Below are 16,546 nucleotides of genomic sequence, written 5' to 3' on the forward strand. Positions count from 1 at the left end.
GCATGACCTGCGAATGGGTGCGATCGGCTTCTGCTTGGGGATGGGGCGCGAGGCGCCGGGGTGGCCCCATCCGCTTCCTGTCTGGCGCTCAGCTGTAGGAGCATTGTCATGACGACGATCACCACCGAAGACGGGACCGAGATCTTCTACAAGGACTGGGGCGCCAGGGACGCGCAGCCGATCGTGTTCCATCATGGTTGGCCGCTGAGCGCGGACGACTGGGACAACCAGATGCTCTATTTCCTCGGCAAGGGCTTTCGCGTCATCGCCCATGACCGGCGCGGCCATGGCCGGTCCAGCCAGACCGATACCGGCAACGAGATGGACACCTATGCCGCCGACGTCTCAGCGCTCGCCGAAGCGCTGGACCTGAGGGACGCCGTCCATATCGGCCATTCCACCGGGGGCGGCGAGGTGACCCGCTATGTCGCGCGCGCCAAGCCCGGCCGGGTGTCCAAGGCGGTGCTGATCGGCGCCGTGCCACCGGTGATGGTCAAGTCGGAAAGCAACCCCGGCGGGCTGCCGCTGGAGGTGTTCGACGGGTTTCGCAAGGCGCTGGCCGACAATCGGGCGCAATTCTACCTCGATGTGCCGTCGGGTCCGTTCTATGGCTACAACAGGCCGGGCGCGAAGGTGGACCAGGGTGTCATCCGGAACTGGTGGCGGCAGGGCATGATGGGCGGGACCAAGGCCCATTATGATTGCATCAAGGCCTTTTCCGAGACCGACTTCACCGCCGATCTACAGGCGATCGAGGTCCCGGTGCTGGTGATGCACGGCACCGATGATCAGATCGTGCCCTATGCGGACTCGGCGCCGCTCGCCGTGAAGCTGCTGAAGAACGGCACGCTCAAATCCTATGAGGGGCTGCCGCACGGCATGTGCACTACCCATGCCGATGTCGTGAACCCGGAGCTGCTCGCCTTCATTCAAGGCTGAACCGAAGGGCGCCCGGGCCGCGCGGTCCGGGCGTCCCGCGGTCAGGCGGCGTTGGCGCGCAGCGTGTCGCGCAATTGCACGATGGCGCGCTCCAGTACCCCGAGCTGCTCCGGCGTGCGGCCGGTGGCGGCGAGCACTTCGCCCGGCACGCATTTCGCCTCCTCGGCAACCGCCCTCCCCTTGTCGGTCAGGGTGACGCGGACGACGCGCTCATCCTCGCTGTCGCGACGGCGGGTGACCAACCCCGCAGCCTCCAGCCGCTTGATTAGCGGAGTAAGCGTGCTCGAATCCAGAAACAGCTGATCGCCAAGCTCGCCCACCGTCTGCCCGTCCTCGCCGCGCAGGATGACCATGGCGAGATATTGCGGATAGGTGAGGCCGAGCCGATCCAGGATCGGCTTGTAGACGCGGTTGAAGGCCAGCCCCGTCGAATAGACCGCGAAGCAGAGGTGGCCGCCCAGCGCATCGGCATCAGGAGATTTGCGTTTCACGGGTCGAATATATATCGCGTGCGATTTTATCGCAAGTGCTCCCTCGACTATGTCACCTTGTTTCTGGGTCTCGGTTGCACAAGGCCGGGCTTGTCGGCGGGCGTAATGATCACGATAACATGGACTGCATCCGATTGCGGATCAGGGGAGATTATCATGAAGTTGACGAAGGCCGCCCTCCTGCTGGCGCTGGCCGCCTCGGCTCAGGCCAATGCGCAGGTGAATGCGGGCGAGCAGAAGCCGGAAGCCAGCCTTCCCTTCACCATGACGCAGGTCGCGACATTCAATCTGCCGTGGCGCATCGCCTTCCTGCCGGACGGCCGCATGCTCGTCACCGAGAAGGTCGGCCCGGTCTATCTGGTCACGCAGCAGGGCCAGAAGGTGCAGATCACCAACGTGCCGGCGGTGGCCTATGGCGGCCAGGGGGGCATGCTCGGCATCTATCTGTCGCCGCATTACGCGACCGACCATAATGTCTACCTCACCTATTCCGAGCCCGGCGAGGGCGGCTCGAGCCTGGCCCTGGCGCGGGCGCGGCTGGCGATCGGCCAGGGTACGGCCAGCCTCGAGGGGCTGCAGGTGATCTGGCGGCAGATGCCCAAGGGCAAGGGCGGCCAGTTCGGCGCGGCGATCGCCTTCTCCCCGGACGGCAAATATCTGTTCCTGACGGTCGGCGACCGCCAGCGCATGACGCCGGCCCAGGATCCCAACCAGGAACTGGGCAAGATCCTGCGCCTGACGCTGGACGGCAAGCCCGCGCCGGGCAATCCGGGCGCCGGCAAGACCGGCGCCGGGAAGGTGACGTTGATCGATCCGCCGAAGGACACCGAAGCCGCCAAGACCGCGCCGGTGGTGAGCACCTACAACTTCCCCGGCCCGAATGTGACGCCGTCGGAAGTGTGGTCCTCCGGCCATCGCACCCCCTACGGCCTCGCCTTCGCGCCCGACGGCCGCCTGTGGGAGCTGGAGCATGGGCCCAAGGGCGGCGACGAGCTGAACCTGATCGAGCCCGGCAAGAATTACGGCTGGCCGCTGGTGTCCTACGCCGTCAATTATGACGACGTGCCGATCCCGAGCCCCGACACCCGGCCCGACCTGACCAAGCCGGTCATCTATTGGCGGCCGGTGATCGCCCCGGGCAACCTCACCTTCTACAAGGGCGGGATGTTCAAGGCGTGGCAGGGCTCGGCGCTGATCGGCGGCATGGCCAGCAAGACGCTCAGCCGCGTCGTCTTCGACGGCAAGGGCGGCGCCCGGCCAGCCGAGCGCTGGGATGTCGGCCACCGCATCCGTGACGTCGCGGTGGCGCCAGATGGCGCGGTGTGGGTCGTCGAGGATGCCAATCCGGGCGGTCTGTTCCGCGTGACGCCGGGCAAGTGACCCATCCCCCCCGCGCGGAAAAAATTCCGCGCGGGGGTTTCTTCCGGGAACCCGATCCTGTATTAGGCGTTCCCAATCGCGCATTGCCCGCTTTTTCGGGCCATGCGTGGTGAAAGGCGGCCCTGCCGGCATTCAAGCCGGCCGTGCTCGCCCTTCGATAACGGCAAACCGCCAGCGATGGCGGGACGCAAAGCCTCCGGTCTCGGCAGTGTCGAGGTAGCGGGGTTACCGAATAGGGCTGACCATGCGGACCGTCTTTGATGGACTTTCGCGCCTTCATTCCGTCACCCGCCGGGGAATATCGGCGGTCTTGTTGTCGGCGATGGCGCTCCCCTTCCTCACCGCTGCGATCGTCGAACCGCCGAGCGTCGAGGCACGGCTGTTGCTCGCTCACAATGTCGCCCGGCGCCAGCTCGGCCTCGGCCCGCTGACCTGGGACCCGGCGCTCGCCGTCGATGCCGCGAAATGGAGCCAGCACCTCGCGCGCGTCGGCTATCTCGTCCACTCGCCGAGCGACCCGCGCGATCGCGATCCGCAGGGCGAGAATCTGTGGGCCGGCACCAAGGGCTATTACTCGCCCGAGCAGATGGTCGGGCTGTGGCTGAGCGAAAAGCGCAATTATGTCGACGGCACCTTCCCCTATGTCAGCCGCACCGGCGAGCTTGAGGATGTCGGCCATTACACGCAGATCGTGTGGCGCTCGACGCAGACGGTCGGCTGCGCCGTCGTCACCGGGCGCTATGACCAGTTCCTCACCTGCCGCTATGCGGAGGGCGGCAATGTGATCGGCGAACGCGCCTTCTAGGGCCGGACGAGGGCGGCGATCGCCTCGTCGATCGTGGTGCGGCCCTTGCGGTGATCCTCATTGGCCCCGGTGAAGTCTATCCACCCCTGGTTGAAGCCGTCGAGCATCTGCATGCGCGGGCCCGGGTTGCGCATGCCCTGAGCGCGGAACATCGCCTCCCATTGTTCGCGCGGCACCGCCTCCGCGCGGACGGGCCGGCCAAGCGCGCGTGCAAAGGCGGCGGCGATGTCATGCGGCGAGACACGCGCGGCGGCTTCCAGCTCGACGATGCGCTCCCCCTGCCAATCCTCGAGCAGCAGGTCCGCCGCGACCCGCCCGACGTCGCCGGCCGAAACCATCGCCACCTTGCGATCCAGCGGCTGAAGGCAGGATCGGATCACCCCCTCGTCACGGGCCGGGGCGACGTCCCATTCGGCATTCTCCATGAACCAGGCGGCGCGGAGGAAGGTGACCGGCACCGGAACGGCGGCCAGCCCCTGTTCGAGGAAACGCAGCGCGTTGAGCAGATTGGGCCGCTCGGCGTCGGCCCCGATCGTCGACAGCACCACCAGCCTGGCGGGACGGGCGCGCACCACCGCCTCCCGGAACGCGGCGATCGCCCCACGCGCCTCGGCGAAATCCGGCGCCGGGTCGAACATCGGCCGCAGCAACAGGAAGGCGCCGGCGACGTCGGTGAAGGCGGCGGCCAGCGCATCGGCGTCCGACGCATCGGCATGGGCCACCGCGCAGCCGCGTGCCGCCCACGCCTCGCCCTTCGCCGCGTCGCGCACGACGGCGCGCACGGCATGGCCGCGATCGATCAGGGTTCGGGCCAATGCGCCGCCGACGCGGCCGGTGATTGCAGTGATTGCGTACATGACGTCGCGGTCTTCCCTGTGAAATTCGGACAGCAACGGAATAGCCGCGACGGAAGATTGATCAGAGCGCCGATATGTCACATCATTATGGATTGACAATCCGGAATTGTGACGATGCTCCATGATGGTCGCCTGCTCTCCGGCGTGACGGTGCTGATGGCCGTGGTCGAAGCCGGCTCGATGACCCGCGCGGCCGAGGCGCTCGGCCTCACCCCTTCCGGCGTCGGCCGCGCGATCGCGCGGCTTGAGGCGCGGATCGGGGTTCGGCTGCTCGATCGCACGACCAGGGTGATGCGCCTGACCGACGAGGGCCGCCTGTTCCACGATCGCGTCGGCCCGCTTCTCGACGGCATAGAGGAAGCGGCGGCGGAGGCATCGGGCGCCGCGGCGCGGGTGCGCGGGCGGCTGCGCGTCAATGTCGATCCCTTTTTCTCGCAAGTGGTGCTGGCCGGCCGTGTCGCGGATTTCGTCGCCCGTCATCCGGAGCTGGCGCTTGAGCTGATCATGCGGGACCGGATCGGCGATCTCGTCGCCGACGGCTTCGATCTGGCGCTGCGCTTCGGGCCGTTGCCGGGCGGGAATTTCGTCGCGCGCCGGCTGTTCGAAACGCGGGTGGTGACGGTCGCGGCGCCGGCTTATGTGGCGCGGCGCGGGCGTCCGGCGCATCCGTCCGACATCCCGCAGCATGACGTGATCGACTTCTGGGACGCGGCGCATGGTCGCCCCTATGAATGGGAATTCCGCCGCCGTGACGAGGTGCTTCCGGTGCGGCCGGTGTCGCGGCTGATCACCTCCGACGCGCGCACGATGCTCGACGCCTGCCTCGCCGGCGCGGGTATTGCCCAGGTGCTCGCATTCGGCACGCGCGGCGAACTGGCACGAGGTGAGCTGATCGACCTGTTTCCCGACTGGCCGGACGAGATGTTCCCGCTGCACGCGGTCAGTCCCTCGCGCCGCCATCGCCCCGCGAAGGTCCGCGCGCTGATCGATTTCGTGGCGGAACTGGTCGCGCCTCTCGATCAACATTGATCGCCCCCGACGGCCAAAAAAAACCCGCCACGACAGCACCGTCTGGCGCCGCCATGGCGGGGTGCAGGGGGGTTCGAGAGGTTAGAAGTTCACGCGCACGCCAAGGCGGAACATCCGGCCCAGCACATCATAGAGCTGCGGGTTGAGATCGATACCGGTGTTGGTCGCCGGGCTCGGCTCCGGATCGCGGTTGAACAGGTTGTCGACCTTGAAATAGGCCTCGATGCTCTTCGTGATGCTGTAGGATCCCGACACGTCCACGTAGAAGGCGCCCTTCATCGTGTTGTTGTCGATGGTCCGGTTGTTGCTGGTCGAGACCGGGCAGTTCGTCTGGCAGACAATGTAGGTGCTGTTGTAGACGCCGTCCGAGAACCAGCGCTCCTGCAGGGTGAAGCGCCACTTGTCGGTCGCCCAGGTCTGCATGCCGAGCAGCTTCCAGTTCGGCGTCGCGCCGGAGTTCACGCCCGCCGAGTCGATTGGGATCGAGCCGGGAATGCCGGAATCCTGGGTGTTGTGGATGACGTGAGTGGCCAGCGCGCGCAGCGTCAGGCGGCCGTCAAGCCCGAGCGGATTGACGAACTGGTAGGTCGCCTCGATGTCCAGACCCTCGGCCAGCAGCTTGGCGAAGTTGAACGGCTGGGTGTTGACGAAATTGCCGACGCCGTCGGCATGGCTGAGGTCGAAATAGGCGTTGGACAGGTTCTTGCAGTTGGCGAGCGTGCCGTCGAAGCAGAAATTGACGACCTGCGTCGGCGACAGGCTGGCGATGACGCCCGACACCTTCACCTTGTACCAGTCGACAGACAGGTTCAGGCCCGGCGCCCAGCTCGGCCGCGACAGCACGATGCCGGCGGTGGTGTTGCGGCCGACTTCCGGCTTCAGCGCGGGGTTGCCGCTGGTGATCTGCAGGATGTTGACCGGCGCGCCGAACGGATTGTTGAAGTTCGGCGTGTTGACCGAGCTGCCGGCCGCGAACAGCTCCGACAGGTTCGGCGCACGCACGTCACGCGAGGTCACCGCGCGCAGCTTGATGCCGTCGATGGGGGTGTCCCAGGTGCCGCCGATCTTCCACGCATAGGTGGTGCCCGACGTGCTGTAGTCGGTCACGCGGATGCCGCCGTTGAGGTTGGCGCGGCCCAGCGCCTCGGAATCGATCACCGGCAGGTTGAGCTCGAGGAAGCCCTCCAGCACATGGTAGGAACCGCCGCCGCTGCGATAGTTGCCGGCATACCAGTTGTTGCCGGCAGCGTTCAGCGTCGGGTCGACCGGGTAGAGCGAGGCCAGGTCGCCATTCGCGGCGCCATTGCCGTTGCTGTAGGGATCGCCGGTCACCTTGTACCACTCGCGGCGCCACTCGACGCCGGTGGCGACGGAGAGCGGACCGGCCCAGAGCTGCGCCGGCTCGCCGGACACGTTGAAGCTGGCGACGTCCTGCGTCTGGCGGGTGTGCTGGAAGGGGCCAGCGCCCGGCTCGATATAGTTGAGCGTCGCCGCCGACGGCGCGACATTGCCGAAGATGTTGAGCGGGACGCAGCCATTGGCCCGCGCCGTGGCGTTGGAGCAGACGATCTGCCCGTTCAGCACAGTCGCCTGGATGGCGTTGTTGTAGCGATTGTTGAGCGTGATGTTGTCGACACGGATGTCGGTGATGCTTTCACCATGCTCGTAATAGGTGTCGTAGCGCCAGTCGGTGCCGAACAGGCTGGCCTTGCCCGTCAGGCCGCCGACGAAGCGATATTGCTGGCGCGTCGGGTTGACGGTGATGTTCGGCAGGATGGCGTTGCTGAGACCATATTGGAACTGGCTGATGCCGTTGGCCGCGCAGGCCTGCTGGACGAGGTCCGGCACGAACGGATTGGCGCACTGGATGATCAGGCCGCTCTTGGCGGCACCCGGGTTGGGCTGCGTCTGGGTGCTGATCTTGGCGACGTTGGCGGTGACATAGAGCTCGGTGTCGGGCGTGATGTCGAAGCCGACGCGGGAATAGGTGTTCCAGCGCTTGATGCTCGCCTGCAGCGTGGTGCCGATGCCGACATTGCCGGACAGGTCGCCGCCCATGCAGAAGCCGTTATAGCAATTGTTGACGGTGCCCGCCGCATTCTTGGCAGGCACGCCCTGCACGCCGTTGGCGTTGCCGCCATAGACGAAGGTGAAAGGCTTGCCGTCGGCGCCGATCGCGGTGCCCTGGAGCGGACCGGCGGTGATCAGGCCGTATTTCGAATATTGATAGGCCTGGGCATGGTCGCCGCGGATATACTGCGGACCGCCGCCGGCGGCGGTGCTGCCGGTGTCGAACAAGGTGGAGGTGCGATACCAGTCGCGGCCGGCCGGGGCGGCCTCGCCATAGCCGCCGGCGCCCACGCCCTCCTCATAATCATACTCGCCGCTGACCACGACATGCAGGCGGCCATCCATGAACGCCTTGCCAAGCGCGACCTGCGCGGTGCCCTGGGCATTGTCGCCATAGGTGCTGATGCCGGTCTGGAAATTGCCCTTCACACCCTCGAAATGCTTCTGGGTGACGAAGTTGACGACGCCGCCGACGGCGTCCGAACCGTAGGAGGCAGAAGCGCCGCCGGTCACCACGTCGACGCGCTCGACGAGGATCTGCGGGAACAGGCTGATGTCCGGTACGCCGGTCACGTTGGCGCCGACGACGCGCTGGCCGTCGAGCAGGGTCAGCGTGCGGATCGTGCCGAGGCCGTGCAGCGCGAAGGAGCTGAGGCCCTGCGTGCCGCTCGACGTGCTGTTGTTGCCGACGGTGGCGCCGGTCGAGCCGAGCAGCGAAGGCAGCTGGGCGATAGTGGTGAAGATGTTCGGCTGGGCATTGGCCTGCAGCTGGGCGGCATCGACCATCTGGGTCGGCGTCGGCGCCGCGAAGCTGCTCGAGGTGATGCGCGAGCCGGTGACGACAATCTCGCCCTCGGCGGGCGCGGCCGGCGCGGCGGCCGCGGCGGGCGCCGCCACCGGCTCCTGCGCCATGGCGGGCGCGGCCAGGCCGACGAGGCTGGAGCCAGCCAGCAACGCCAGGGTGAAGTTCATTTTATTCATGTTACTCCCCGTTTTTACAGTCCCGGCAGCGGGGCCGGACCCGGTTCATCTATGGTGTTCAAGAAGTTCGCCGAGGCGCATCCGATGGAGCAGATCGAATTGCGTGGATCGGGCCATCGGCGAGCGCGAATGTTCGCAATCAGCCGGAGCGCATGCTGCAAGTGGAGCGGTACGACCGGCAAAGCACATCGCGCGACGGCGAGCCGACTGGCCCTGCCCTGGGGCGATGCCTCATATTATCCTCCCACATTCGCGGCGCGCGTGCGCTTCTTGCTGATTAACCTCGCTGTAGCAGAATTTGCCTACGCGGCACCCGAGACCAAGGTCGTAATAGCCATCCGCCGCCCTCGTTCGATAACAGCGGCGAAGTCCGGCTCCCTCTGGAGGCGCCGCCTCATGGGACGCCCGCGGCCCGGGCCTTTGAATCAGGGAAGTCAGGTGCGACGGCAATCCGATATCGCCGCAGCCCCGCCACGGGCGGTCATCGTCATGGGCGTCAGCGGCAGCGGCAAATCCACGTTGGGCGCATTGCTCGCCCAGGATCTCAAATGCCGCTTCCTCGAAGCCGATGATTTCCACTCGGCGGAAAATGTCGCGAAGATGCGCTCCGGCCAGCCTCTCGTCGACGAGGATCGCTGGCCGTGGCTCGATCGGCTCGGCGAGACGATCGGCGCCGCCATCTCGGCCGAGGGCGCGGCGGTGGCCGCCTGCTCGGCGCTGAAACGCAGCTATCGCGAGCGGCTATGCCGCGCGGCGGGCACGCCGATCGCCTTCATCCTGCTCAATGCCGGGCGCGACGAGCTGGTCCGCCGGCTCGGCAACCGGCCGGGTCACTTCATGCCGGTCAGCCTGCTGTCCAGCCAGCTCGAGGCGCTCGAGATTCCCGCGCCCGACGAGCAGGCGATCACCCTCGACGCCGGCCAGCCGCCGGCAGATCTGGTGCGTGCTGCCCGCCAATGGCTGGGCTTGCGCGAGAAAATGGCCAGCTGAGCGCCGCCGCGCCGCGCCGCCGGCGCCCTCGACAGCCGCGATCCCGCCCGGCAAGAGGGTGACCGCACTGGCTGAGGGGAGAGCGGCAATGCTGGCAAGGATCGGGATCGCCGCCGCGATGCTCGCGGTGACGGGCGTGGCCCAGGCGCAGTCGCCGGCCCAGATGCGGGTGATCCGCACCATCGAGGTCAGGCCCGCCTTCAAGGCTGCGCTCGCCGAGCTTGATCGCGAACATCCCCGGTGGATCGAGAACATCGTCACGCTGACGGAAATTCCCGCCCCGCCCTTCAAGGAGGCCGAGCGGGGCAAGGCCTATGCCGACATGTTCCGCAAGCTTGGCCTGGAGGTGTCGATCGATGAGGTCGGCAACGTCCTCGGCCTGCGTCGCGGCACCCAGCCGGGCGGCAAGGCGATCGTCGTTTCCGCCCATCTCGATACCGTCTTTCCCGAAGGCACGCCGACCAAGGTGCGACGCGAGGGGGACAAGCTGTTCGCGGCCGGCGTCGGCGACGATTCCACCGGGCTCGCCACCCAGCTCAGCCTGATCAATGCGATGAACGCGGCAGACATCCGCACGCCATCCGACATCCTCTTCGTCGGCACGGTCGGCGAGGAAGGGCTGGGCGATCTGCGCGGCGTGCGCCACCTGTTCACACAGGGCGCCTACAAGGATCGCATCGCCGCCTTCTTCTCGCTGGATGGCAATTCCACCGATGAATTCACGATCGGCGGCGTCGGCTCCAAGCGTTATCGCCTCACCTTTACGGGGCCCGGCGGGCACAGTTTCGGCGCCTTTGGGCTGGTCAATCCAATGACGGCGCTCGGCCAGACCATCACCGATCTCTACAAGGTGCAGGTGCCAGCCTCGCCGAAGACGACCTACAGCGCCAGCGTCGTCGGCGGCGGCACCTCGATCAACGCCATCCCGCGCGAGGCGTGGCTCGAAGTCGACATGCGCTCGGAAAGCGCCGCCGAGCTGGCCAGGCTCGAACGGCAGTTCCTCGACATTGTCGGGCGCGCCGTCGCCGGCGAAAATGCGGCGCGCTCCACCGCGGAAGGCCCGGTCAAGGTCGACATCAAGCTGGTCGGCGATCGCCCGGCAGGCGCCACGCCGCGCGATGCCGATATCGTCGGCTTCACCACGGCGGCCTATGCCTCCGCCGGCATCACCCCGCGCTACAGCTCCAGCTCCACCGATTCCAACGTGCCGATGAGCCTTGGCATCCCGGCAATCACCATCGCCCGCTCGGCCCAGGGCGGCCGCAGCCATTCGCTCGACGAATGGGTCGGCACCACCAGGGAGCCGGCGCTGCGCATCCTCCGGCTCGACCTGCTCTCCGTGCTGGCGGTGGCGGGCTACAGATAGATCCCCCCGCGCCCGGGGGAGAAGGGATCAGGCCGGCTTGCGTGCGAGCAAGGCGGTGCGCAGACATTCGCACACCGGCTCATCGCGCTGGTTGAGCGCGCGGTGGCGGAAGGTGACGACGCCCGCGTCCGGCCGCGAGCGGGACTCGCGCAGCGCCTCCACCCCCGTCTCGGCGCGCAGCGTGTCGCCGAGAAACACCGGCCTCGGCATGACCAGCTTGTCATAGCCGAGATTGGCGACGAGCGTGCCGAGCGTGGTGTCGCCCACCGACAGGCCGATCATCAGCGCGAAGGTGAAGGTGCCGTTGACGAGGATCTGGCCGAACTCGCTCGCCCGCGCCGCCTCGGCATCGATGTGCAAAGGCTGGGGATTGTGGGTCATCGTCGAGAACAGGAGATTGTCCGTCTCCGTGACGGTGCGGCGGATGTCGTGGACGATGCGATCGCCGACCTGCCACTCATCATACCAGCGCCCGGCCATGCTCAGCCTTCCTTCTCGATGCGGACGAGCAGCGCGCCCTCGCTGACCTGCGAGCCTGCCGCCACCGGCAGCGCCGCGACGACGCCGTCGAACGGGGCCTGAAGCGCCTGTTCCATCTTCATCGCCTCGATCACCACCAGCTTCTGCCCGGCCTTGACGCTCTCCCCCGCCGCCACTTCGACGGCGACCACCCGGCCCGGCATCGGCGCCAGTACTGCTCCGTCGCCGGCGGCGGCGCCGCCTCCGGCGCGGTTGGCATCGGGCGCGGCGAAGGGCCACGCCTCGCCATTGAGAAACGCCACACGCTCGGTCCCGACAACGGCGCTGCGCGCCGCCCCGGCCATGGGCTCGGCCAGCTGCATCTCGCCGCCGATCACCAGCGCGACACGGCGATCCTCCGGCCCGTTGAGGCGGAAGCCGGCCAGCGCCTGCCACGGGTCCGCGCCGCCCGCACGGACCAGCGCCGCCGCCGCGCCCGCCACCAGCTCAGCCGACGGGCGGGCGGGCGGGATCAGCGCGTCCTGATGGCGTTCGATAAACCCGGTATCGACATCACCGGCGACGAAGTCATCATGCGCGGCAGCACGCGCGAGGAAGGCGGCGTTGGTGCGCACCGGCCATACCTCGACCGCGCCGCACGCCGCCGCCAGACGCGCCGCGGCGGTCGGCCGGTCGCGCTCGTGGACGATCAGCTTGGCGATCATCGGATCATAATAAGGCGTGACCTCCCCGCCCTGCTCGACGCCGCTGTCGACGCGGATACCGGCCGGAAAGACGAGATGGGCAAGCGGACCGGTGGACGGCAGGAAGCCGGTCGCCGGATTCTCGGCATAGAGCCGCGCCTCCATCGCCCAGCCGCTGATCGCGAGTTCGTCCTGCGCGCGCGGCAGCGGCTCGCCGCTGGCGACGCGCAGCTGCCACTCGACGAGATCCTGCCCGGTGATCGACTCCGTCACCGGATGCTCGACCTGAAGGCGGGTGTTCATCTCCATGAACCAGATGCGATCGGCGCGCAGGCCATCCGAGCCGTCGGCGATGAACTCGATCGTGCCTGCGCCGACATAATCCACGGCGCGCGCCGCGCGCACCGCCGCCTCGCACACCGCCGCGCGCGTCGCCGCGTCCATGCCGGGGGCGGGCGCCTCCTCGATCACCTTCTGGTGACGGCGCTGGAGCGAGCAATCCCGCTCGAACAGGTGGACAACCTGCCCATGGGTATCGCCGAATACCTGCACCTCGATGTGGCGCGGGTTCAGCACATATTTCTCGATCAGCACGCGATCGTCGCCGAACGCCGCCGCCGCCTCGCGCCGGCAGCTTTCCAGCGCGTCGGCGAAGGCGGCGGGATCGTCGACGCGGCGCATCCCCTTGCCGCCGCCGCCGGCGACCGCCTTGATCAGCACCGGCCAGCCGGTCGCCTCGGCCTCGGCAAACAGGCGCGCTTCGGTCTGGTCGTCGCCCATATAGCCGGGGGTGACGGGCACGCCCGCCGCCTGCATCAGCCGCTTGGCGGCGTCCTTCAGCCCCATCGCCCGGATGGCCGCCGGGGGCGCGCCGACCCACACCAGCCCGGCGGCCTGCACCGCCTCCGCGAAACCGGCATTTTCGGACAAGAAACCATAGCCGGGGTGGATCGCCTGCGCGCCCGTCTCGCGGGCGGCGGCAAGGATGCTCGCCTGATCGAGATAGCTTTCCCGTGCCGGCGCGGCGCCGATGCACAGCGCTGCATCCGCCTCCCGCACGAACGGCATGCCGGCATCGACATCCGAATGCACGGCGATGGTCCGTACGCCCATCCGCCGCGCCGTCCGGAGGATCCGCCGCGCGATCTCCCCGCGATTGGCGATGAGCAGCGATTCAATCATCTGCCCGCGCATCCGTCCGTCCGCTGGGTCCAGGTGACGTTGAGGACGCGCCATTTGCCGTCCTGGCGGACGAGGTCGAAATGATTGATGCCGCAATGCACGAAGGCGCCGTTGCGAGTGAGGGTGAAGTCGCCCCACACCATCGCGATATCTCCGTCGCTACGCACCTCGGCGCGCGACATCGTCTCGACGACGCCGCTGCCCGGCTTCACATTGGCGGCGAAGGCCGCCCAGCTTCGGGTGCTGACATAGGGCTTGCCGTCACGCACACCGGTGCCGGTGGCGAGGCCCTCGGGCACGGTCAGCGCGGTGAACGCCGCCGCGTCGCCAGCCGACATCGCCGCCAGCATCGCCTTCGCGGCAGCGAGTGCGCCGGCGTCGTCGGCCGGCGCCGCCAGGGCCGGGGCAGCGGCGAGAAGCATCGCGGCAGGCAAGATCATGCGCATGGCGTCACATCCTGAAAATGCCGAACTGCGCGCGATCAGCGATCGGCGCGTTCAGCGTGGCGGAGAAAGCGAGGCCGAGCACGTCGCGGGTGGCGGCGGGCTCGATGATGCCATCATCCCACAGGCGGGCGGTGGCGTGATAGGGGTTGCCCTCATCCTCATATTTCTGGCGGATCGGCGCCTTGAACGCCTCGGCCTCCTGCGGCGTCCAGCGCTCCGCGTCGCGATGCACCGTCGCCAGCACCGACGCCGCCTGCTCGCCGCCCATCACCGAGATGCGCGCATTGGGCCAGGTGAACAGGAAGCGCGGGGAATAGGCGCGCCCGCACATGCCGTAATTGCCGGCGCCGAAGCTGCCCCCGATCAGCACCGTGATCTTCGGCACCTGCGCGGTGGCGACGGCGGTAACCAGCTTGGCGCCATGTTTGGCGATGCCCTCGGCCTCATATCTGCCGCCGACCATGAAGCCGGAGATGTTCTGGAGGAACAGCAAGGGCACGCGGCGCTGGCAGGCCAGCTCGATGAAATGCGCGCCCTTCTGCGCGCTTTCCGAGAACAGCACGCCATTATTGGCGAGGATCGCCACCGGCATGCCCCAGATGCGCGCGAACCCGCAGACGAGGGTGGTGCCGTAGAGCGGCTTGAACTCGTGCAGTTCCGATCCGTCGACGATGCGGCCGATCACCTCGCGCACGTCATAGGGCGCGCGCACGTCGACCGGCACGATCCCGGCCAGCTCGGCCGGATCGAGGCGCGGCGGGACCGGCTCGGCGATGTCGAGATCGACGCGCTTCGGCCGGTTGAGCGTCGACACGATTTCGCGCACGATGGCGAGCGCGTGGGCATCGTCCTCCGCGACATGATCGACGACGCCCGACTTGCGGCCGTGCGTCTCCGCGCCACCCAGCTCTTCGGCGGAGATGATCTCGCCGGTCGCGGCCTTGACCAGCGGCGGACCGGCAAGGAAGATCGTGCCCTGGTTGCGCACGATCACCGTTTCGTCGGACATGGCCGGCACATAAGCGCCGCCGGCCGTGCAGCTGCCCATCACGCAGGCGATCTGCGGAATACCCTGCGCGGACATGTTGGCCTGATTGAAGAAGATGCGGCCGAAATGGTCCCGGTCGGGAAACACCTCGGCCTGATGCGGCAGGTTGGCGCCGCCGCTGTCGACGAGATACAGGCAAGGCAGATGATTTTCGGCGGCGACCTCCTGCGCGCGGAGATGCTTCTTCACCGTCATCGGATAATAGGTGCCGCCCTTCACCGTCGCGTCGTTGCAGACGATCATGCACTCGCGGCCGGATACACGGCCGATGCCGGCGATCACGCCCGCCCCCGGCACCTCGCCGTCGTAGAGGTCGCCCGCCGCCAGCGCGCCGATTTCGAGGAACGGCGACAGCGGATCGAGCAGCCGGTTGACCCGCTCGCGCGGGAGGAGCTTGCCGCGCGCGACATGCCGCTCGCGCGACTGTGCCGATCCGCCGAGCGCAGCCTCCGCGGTGCGCGCGCGCAACTCCGCCACCAGCGCCGCATTATGCGCGGCGTTGCCCCGGAACGCCGGGTCCGCCGGGTCGGCGAGGGAGCGGATGATCGTCACGCGCCGATCAGCTCGCGGCCGATCAGGAAGCGCCTGATCTCGTTGGTGCCGGCACCGATATCGTAGAGCTTGGCGTCGCGCGCCAGCCGCTCGACCGGCCATTCGCGGGTATAGCCCGCCCCACCCAGCGCCTGGATCGCCTCCAGCGACACCTTCACCGCATTTTCCGAGGCGAGCAGGATCGCGCCCGCCGCGTCGAAGCGCGTGGTGCGGCCGGCATCGCACGCCCGCGCCACCGCATAGACATAGGCGCGCGCCGAATTGAGCGCGACATACATGTCCGCCACCTTGGCCTGCATCAGCTGGAAGGCGCCGATCGGCCGCCCGAACTGCTGCCGCTCGCGAACATAGGGCAGCACCACGTCGAGGCAGGCCTGCATGATCCCGAGCGGCCCGGCGGAGAGCACGGCGCGTTCATAATCGAGGCCGGACATGAGGATCTTCACCCCCTCGCCTTCCCGGCCCATCACCGCCTCGGCGGGAATCTCGCAATCCTGGAACACCAGCTCGGCGGTATCCGAGCCACGCATGCCCATCTTGTCGAGCTTCTTCGACACCGAGAACCCGGGCGTCCCCTTCTCGACCAGGAAGGCGGTGATGCCGCGCGATCCGGCTTCGGGATCGGTCTTGGCGTAGACGACGAGAGTATCGGCATGCGGCGCGTTGGTGATCCAGAACTTCGTGCCGTTGAGGCGATAGCGGTCATTGCCGATCTTCTCGGCACGCAGCTTCATCGACACCACGTCGGACCCCGCCCCCGCCTCGGACATGGCGAGGCTGCCGACATGCTCGCCGGAAATCAGCTTGGGCAGATAGCGGCGCTTCTGCGCCTTCGAGCCCCAGCGCCGGATCTGGTTCACGCAGAGGTTGGAGTGCGCGCCATAGGACAGGCCGATGGACGCCGAGGCCCGGCTCACTTCCTCCATCGCCACGACATGCTCGAGATAGCCGAGGCCGAGCCCGCCGAACTCCTCCTCCACGGTGATGCCGTGCAGGCCGAGATCGCCCATTTCAGGCCACAGCTCGCGCGGAAAGAGGTTGGTCTCGTCGACCTCCGCGGCGCGCGGAGCGATGCGGTCGGCGGCGAAGCGGGCGGTGGTGTCGCGGATCATGTCCGCGGTCTCACCCAGCCCGAAGTCCATCGGCGTGGCGTGCATGCGGCGTCCTCTCCTTGCCTTGTCCGGCCGGAGACTAGTCGATCGCACGGCATCCGGAAAATTGAAAGTCTGCGAAGCAGGGTATAGTTC

14 protein-coding genes and 1 riboswitch are annotated in these 16,546 nt (G+C 67.8%); of the genes, 6 read left to right on the forward strand and 8 right to left on the reverse strand.

The genetic code is table 11. From position 1 onward, the window contains the following. Window positions 1-108 precede the first annotated feature (108 nt). A complete protein-coding gene (locus KOF26_RS02135) occupies window positions 109-939 on the forward strand; it encodes an alpha/beta fold hydrolase (protein WP_216319209.1) in 831 nt (276 codons plus the stop codon). 41 nt (window positions 940-980) lie between these two features. Here the strand turns inward: KOF26_RS02135 and KOF26_RS02140 are convergent, their stop codons facing one another. Then, a complete protein-coding gene (locus tag KOF26_RS02140; protein ID WP_363181617.1) occupies window positions 981-1,430 on the reverse strand; it encodes a MarR family winged helix-turn-helix transcriptional regulator in 450 nt (149 codons plus the stop codon). A gap of 156 nt (window positions 1,431-1,586) precedes the next feature. Here KOF26_RS02140 and KOF26_RS02145 point away from each other — a divergent pair, with 156 nt between their 5' ends. Both KOF26_RS02145 and KOF26_RS02150 read left to right on the forward strand, forming a co-directional pair. Next, entirely contained in the window at window positions 1,587-2,810 is a 1,224-nt protein-coding gene (locus tag KOF26_RS02145) for a PQQ-dependent sugar dehydrogenase (RefSeq protein ID WP_216319212.1), read from the forward strand. A 152-nt stretch (window positions 2,811-2,962) separates the two neighbouring features. Further along, a riboswitch (cyclic di-GMP riboswitch) is annotated at window positions 2,963-3,043 on the forward strand. Window positions 3,044-3,132: 89 nt separating this feature from the next. Beyond that, window positions 3,133-3,615, forward strand: coding sequence for a CAP domain-containing protein (locus KOF26_RS02150; RefSeq protein WP_216319216.1), 483 nt, complete (start codon window positions 3,133-3,135; stop codon window positions 3,613-3,615). Here KOF26_RS02150 and KOF26_RS02155 read toward each other — a convergent pair. Continuing rightward, window positions 3,612-4,472: an NmrA family NAD(P)-binding protein gene (locus KOF26_RS02155; RefSeq protein ID WP_216319217.1), complete on the reverse strand. Its 861-nt coding sequence runs from the start codon at window positions 4,470-4,472 to the stop codon at window positions 3,612-3,614. The two genes, KOF26_RS02150 and KOF26_RS02155, sit on opposite strands and share 4 nt — an antisense overlap. A 114-nt stretch (window positions 4,473-4,586) precedes the next feature. On the opposite strand from KOF26_RS02155, the gene KOF26_RS02160 reads away from it, so the two are divergent. Next, window positions 4,587-5,501, forward strand: a complete 915-nt coding sequence (locus KOF26_RS02160; RefSeq protein WP_216319931.1) for a LysR family transcriptional regulator — start codon at window positions 4,587-4,589, stop codon at window positions 5,499-5,501. An 81-nt stretch (window positions 5,502-5,582) separates the two neighbouring features. Here KOF26_RS02160 and KOF26_RS02165 read toward each other — a convergent pair whose 3' ends face one another. Beyond that, on the reverse strand, window positions 5,583-8,543 hold the full coding sequence (locus tag KOF26_RS02165; protein WP_216319220.1) for a TonB-dependent receptor plug domain-containing protein: 2,961 nt from the start codon (window positions 8,541-8,543) through the stop codon (window positions 5,583-5,585). A gap of 447 nt (window positions 8,544-8,990) precedes the next feature. On the opposite strand from KOF26_RS02165, the gene KOF26_RS02170 reads away from it, so the two are divergent. Both KOF26_RS02170 and KOF26_RS02175 read left to right on the forward strand, forming a co-directional pair. After that, window positions 8,991-9,542 carry a gluconokinase gene (locus KOF26_RS02170; RefSeq protein ID WP_435876831.1) on the forward strand — a complete coding sequence of 184 codons (552 nt, stop codon included), beginning with the start codon at window positions 8,991-8,993 and terminating at the stop codon, window positions 9,540-9,542. A gap of 88 nt (window positions 9,543-9,630) precedes the next feature. Further along, window positions 9,631-10,908, forward strand: a complete 1,278-nt coding sequence (locus KOF26_RS02175) for a M20/M25/M40 family metallo-hydrolase (RefSeq protein WP_253200955.1) — start codon at window positions 9,631-9,633, stop codon at window positions 10,906-10,908. A gap of 27 nt (window positions 10,909-10,935) precedes the next feature. Here the strand turns inward: KOF26_RS02175 and KOF26_RS02180 are convergent, their stop codons facing one another. The 5 genes from KOF26_RS02180 to KOF26_RS02200 are packed head-to-tail and all read right to left on the reverse strand — an operon-like array spanning window position 10,936 to window position 16,456. Further along, window positions 10,936-11,388, reverse strand: a complete 453-nt coding sequence (locus tag KOF26_RS02180) for a MaoC family dehydratase (RefSeq protein WP_216319223.1) — start codon at window positions 11,386-11,388, stop codon at window positions 10,936-10,938. A gap of 2 nt (window positions 11,389-11,390) precedes the next feature. Then, complete coding sequence (locus KOF26_RS02185) at window positions 11,391-13,253, reverse strand: acetyl/propionyl/methylcrotonyl-CoA carboxylase subunit alpha (RefSeq protein ID WP_216319226.1); 1,863 nt, start codon at window positions 13,251-13,253, stop codon at window positions 11,391-11,393. After that, window positions 13,250-13,699, reverse strand: coding sequence for a DUF4440 domain-containing protein (locus tag KOF26_RS02190; RefSeq protein ID WP_216319229.1), 450 nt, complete (start codon window positions 13,697-13,699; stop codon window positions 13,250-13,252). The genes KOF26_RS02185 and KOF26_RS02190 overlap by 4 nt, the downstream gene beginning before the upstream one ends. A gap of 4 nt (window positions 13,700-13,703) precedes the next feature. Further along, window positions 13,704-15,299, reverse strand: a complete 1,596-nt coding sequence (locus KOF26_RS02195; RefSeq protein WP_216319232.1) for a carboxyl transferase domain-containing protein — start codon at window positions 15,297-15,299, stop codon at window positions 13,704-13,706. Then, complete coding sequence (locus KOF26_RS02200; protein ID WP_216319234.1) at window positions 15,296-16,456, reverse strand: isovaleryl-CoA dehydrogenase; 1,161 nt, start codon at window positions 16,454-16,456, stop codon at window positions 15,296-15,298. The genes KOF26_RS02195 and KOF26_RS02200 overlap by 4 nt, the downstream gene beginning before the upstream one ends. Window positions 16,457-16,546: the final 90 nt, after the last annotated feature.

This window comes from Sphingomonas quercus (assembly GCF_018863195.1).
In the GTDB taxonomy this organism is placed as follows: domain Bacteria; phylum Pseudomonadota; class Alphaproteobacteria; order Sphingomonadales; family Sphingomonadaceae; genus Solisphingomonas; species Solisphingomonas quercus.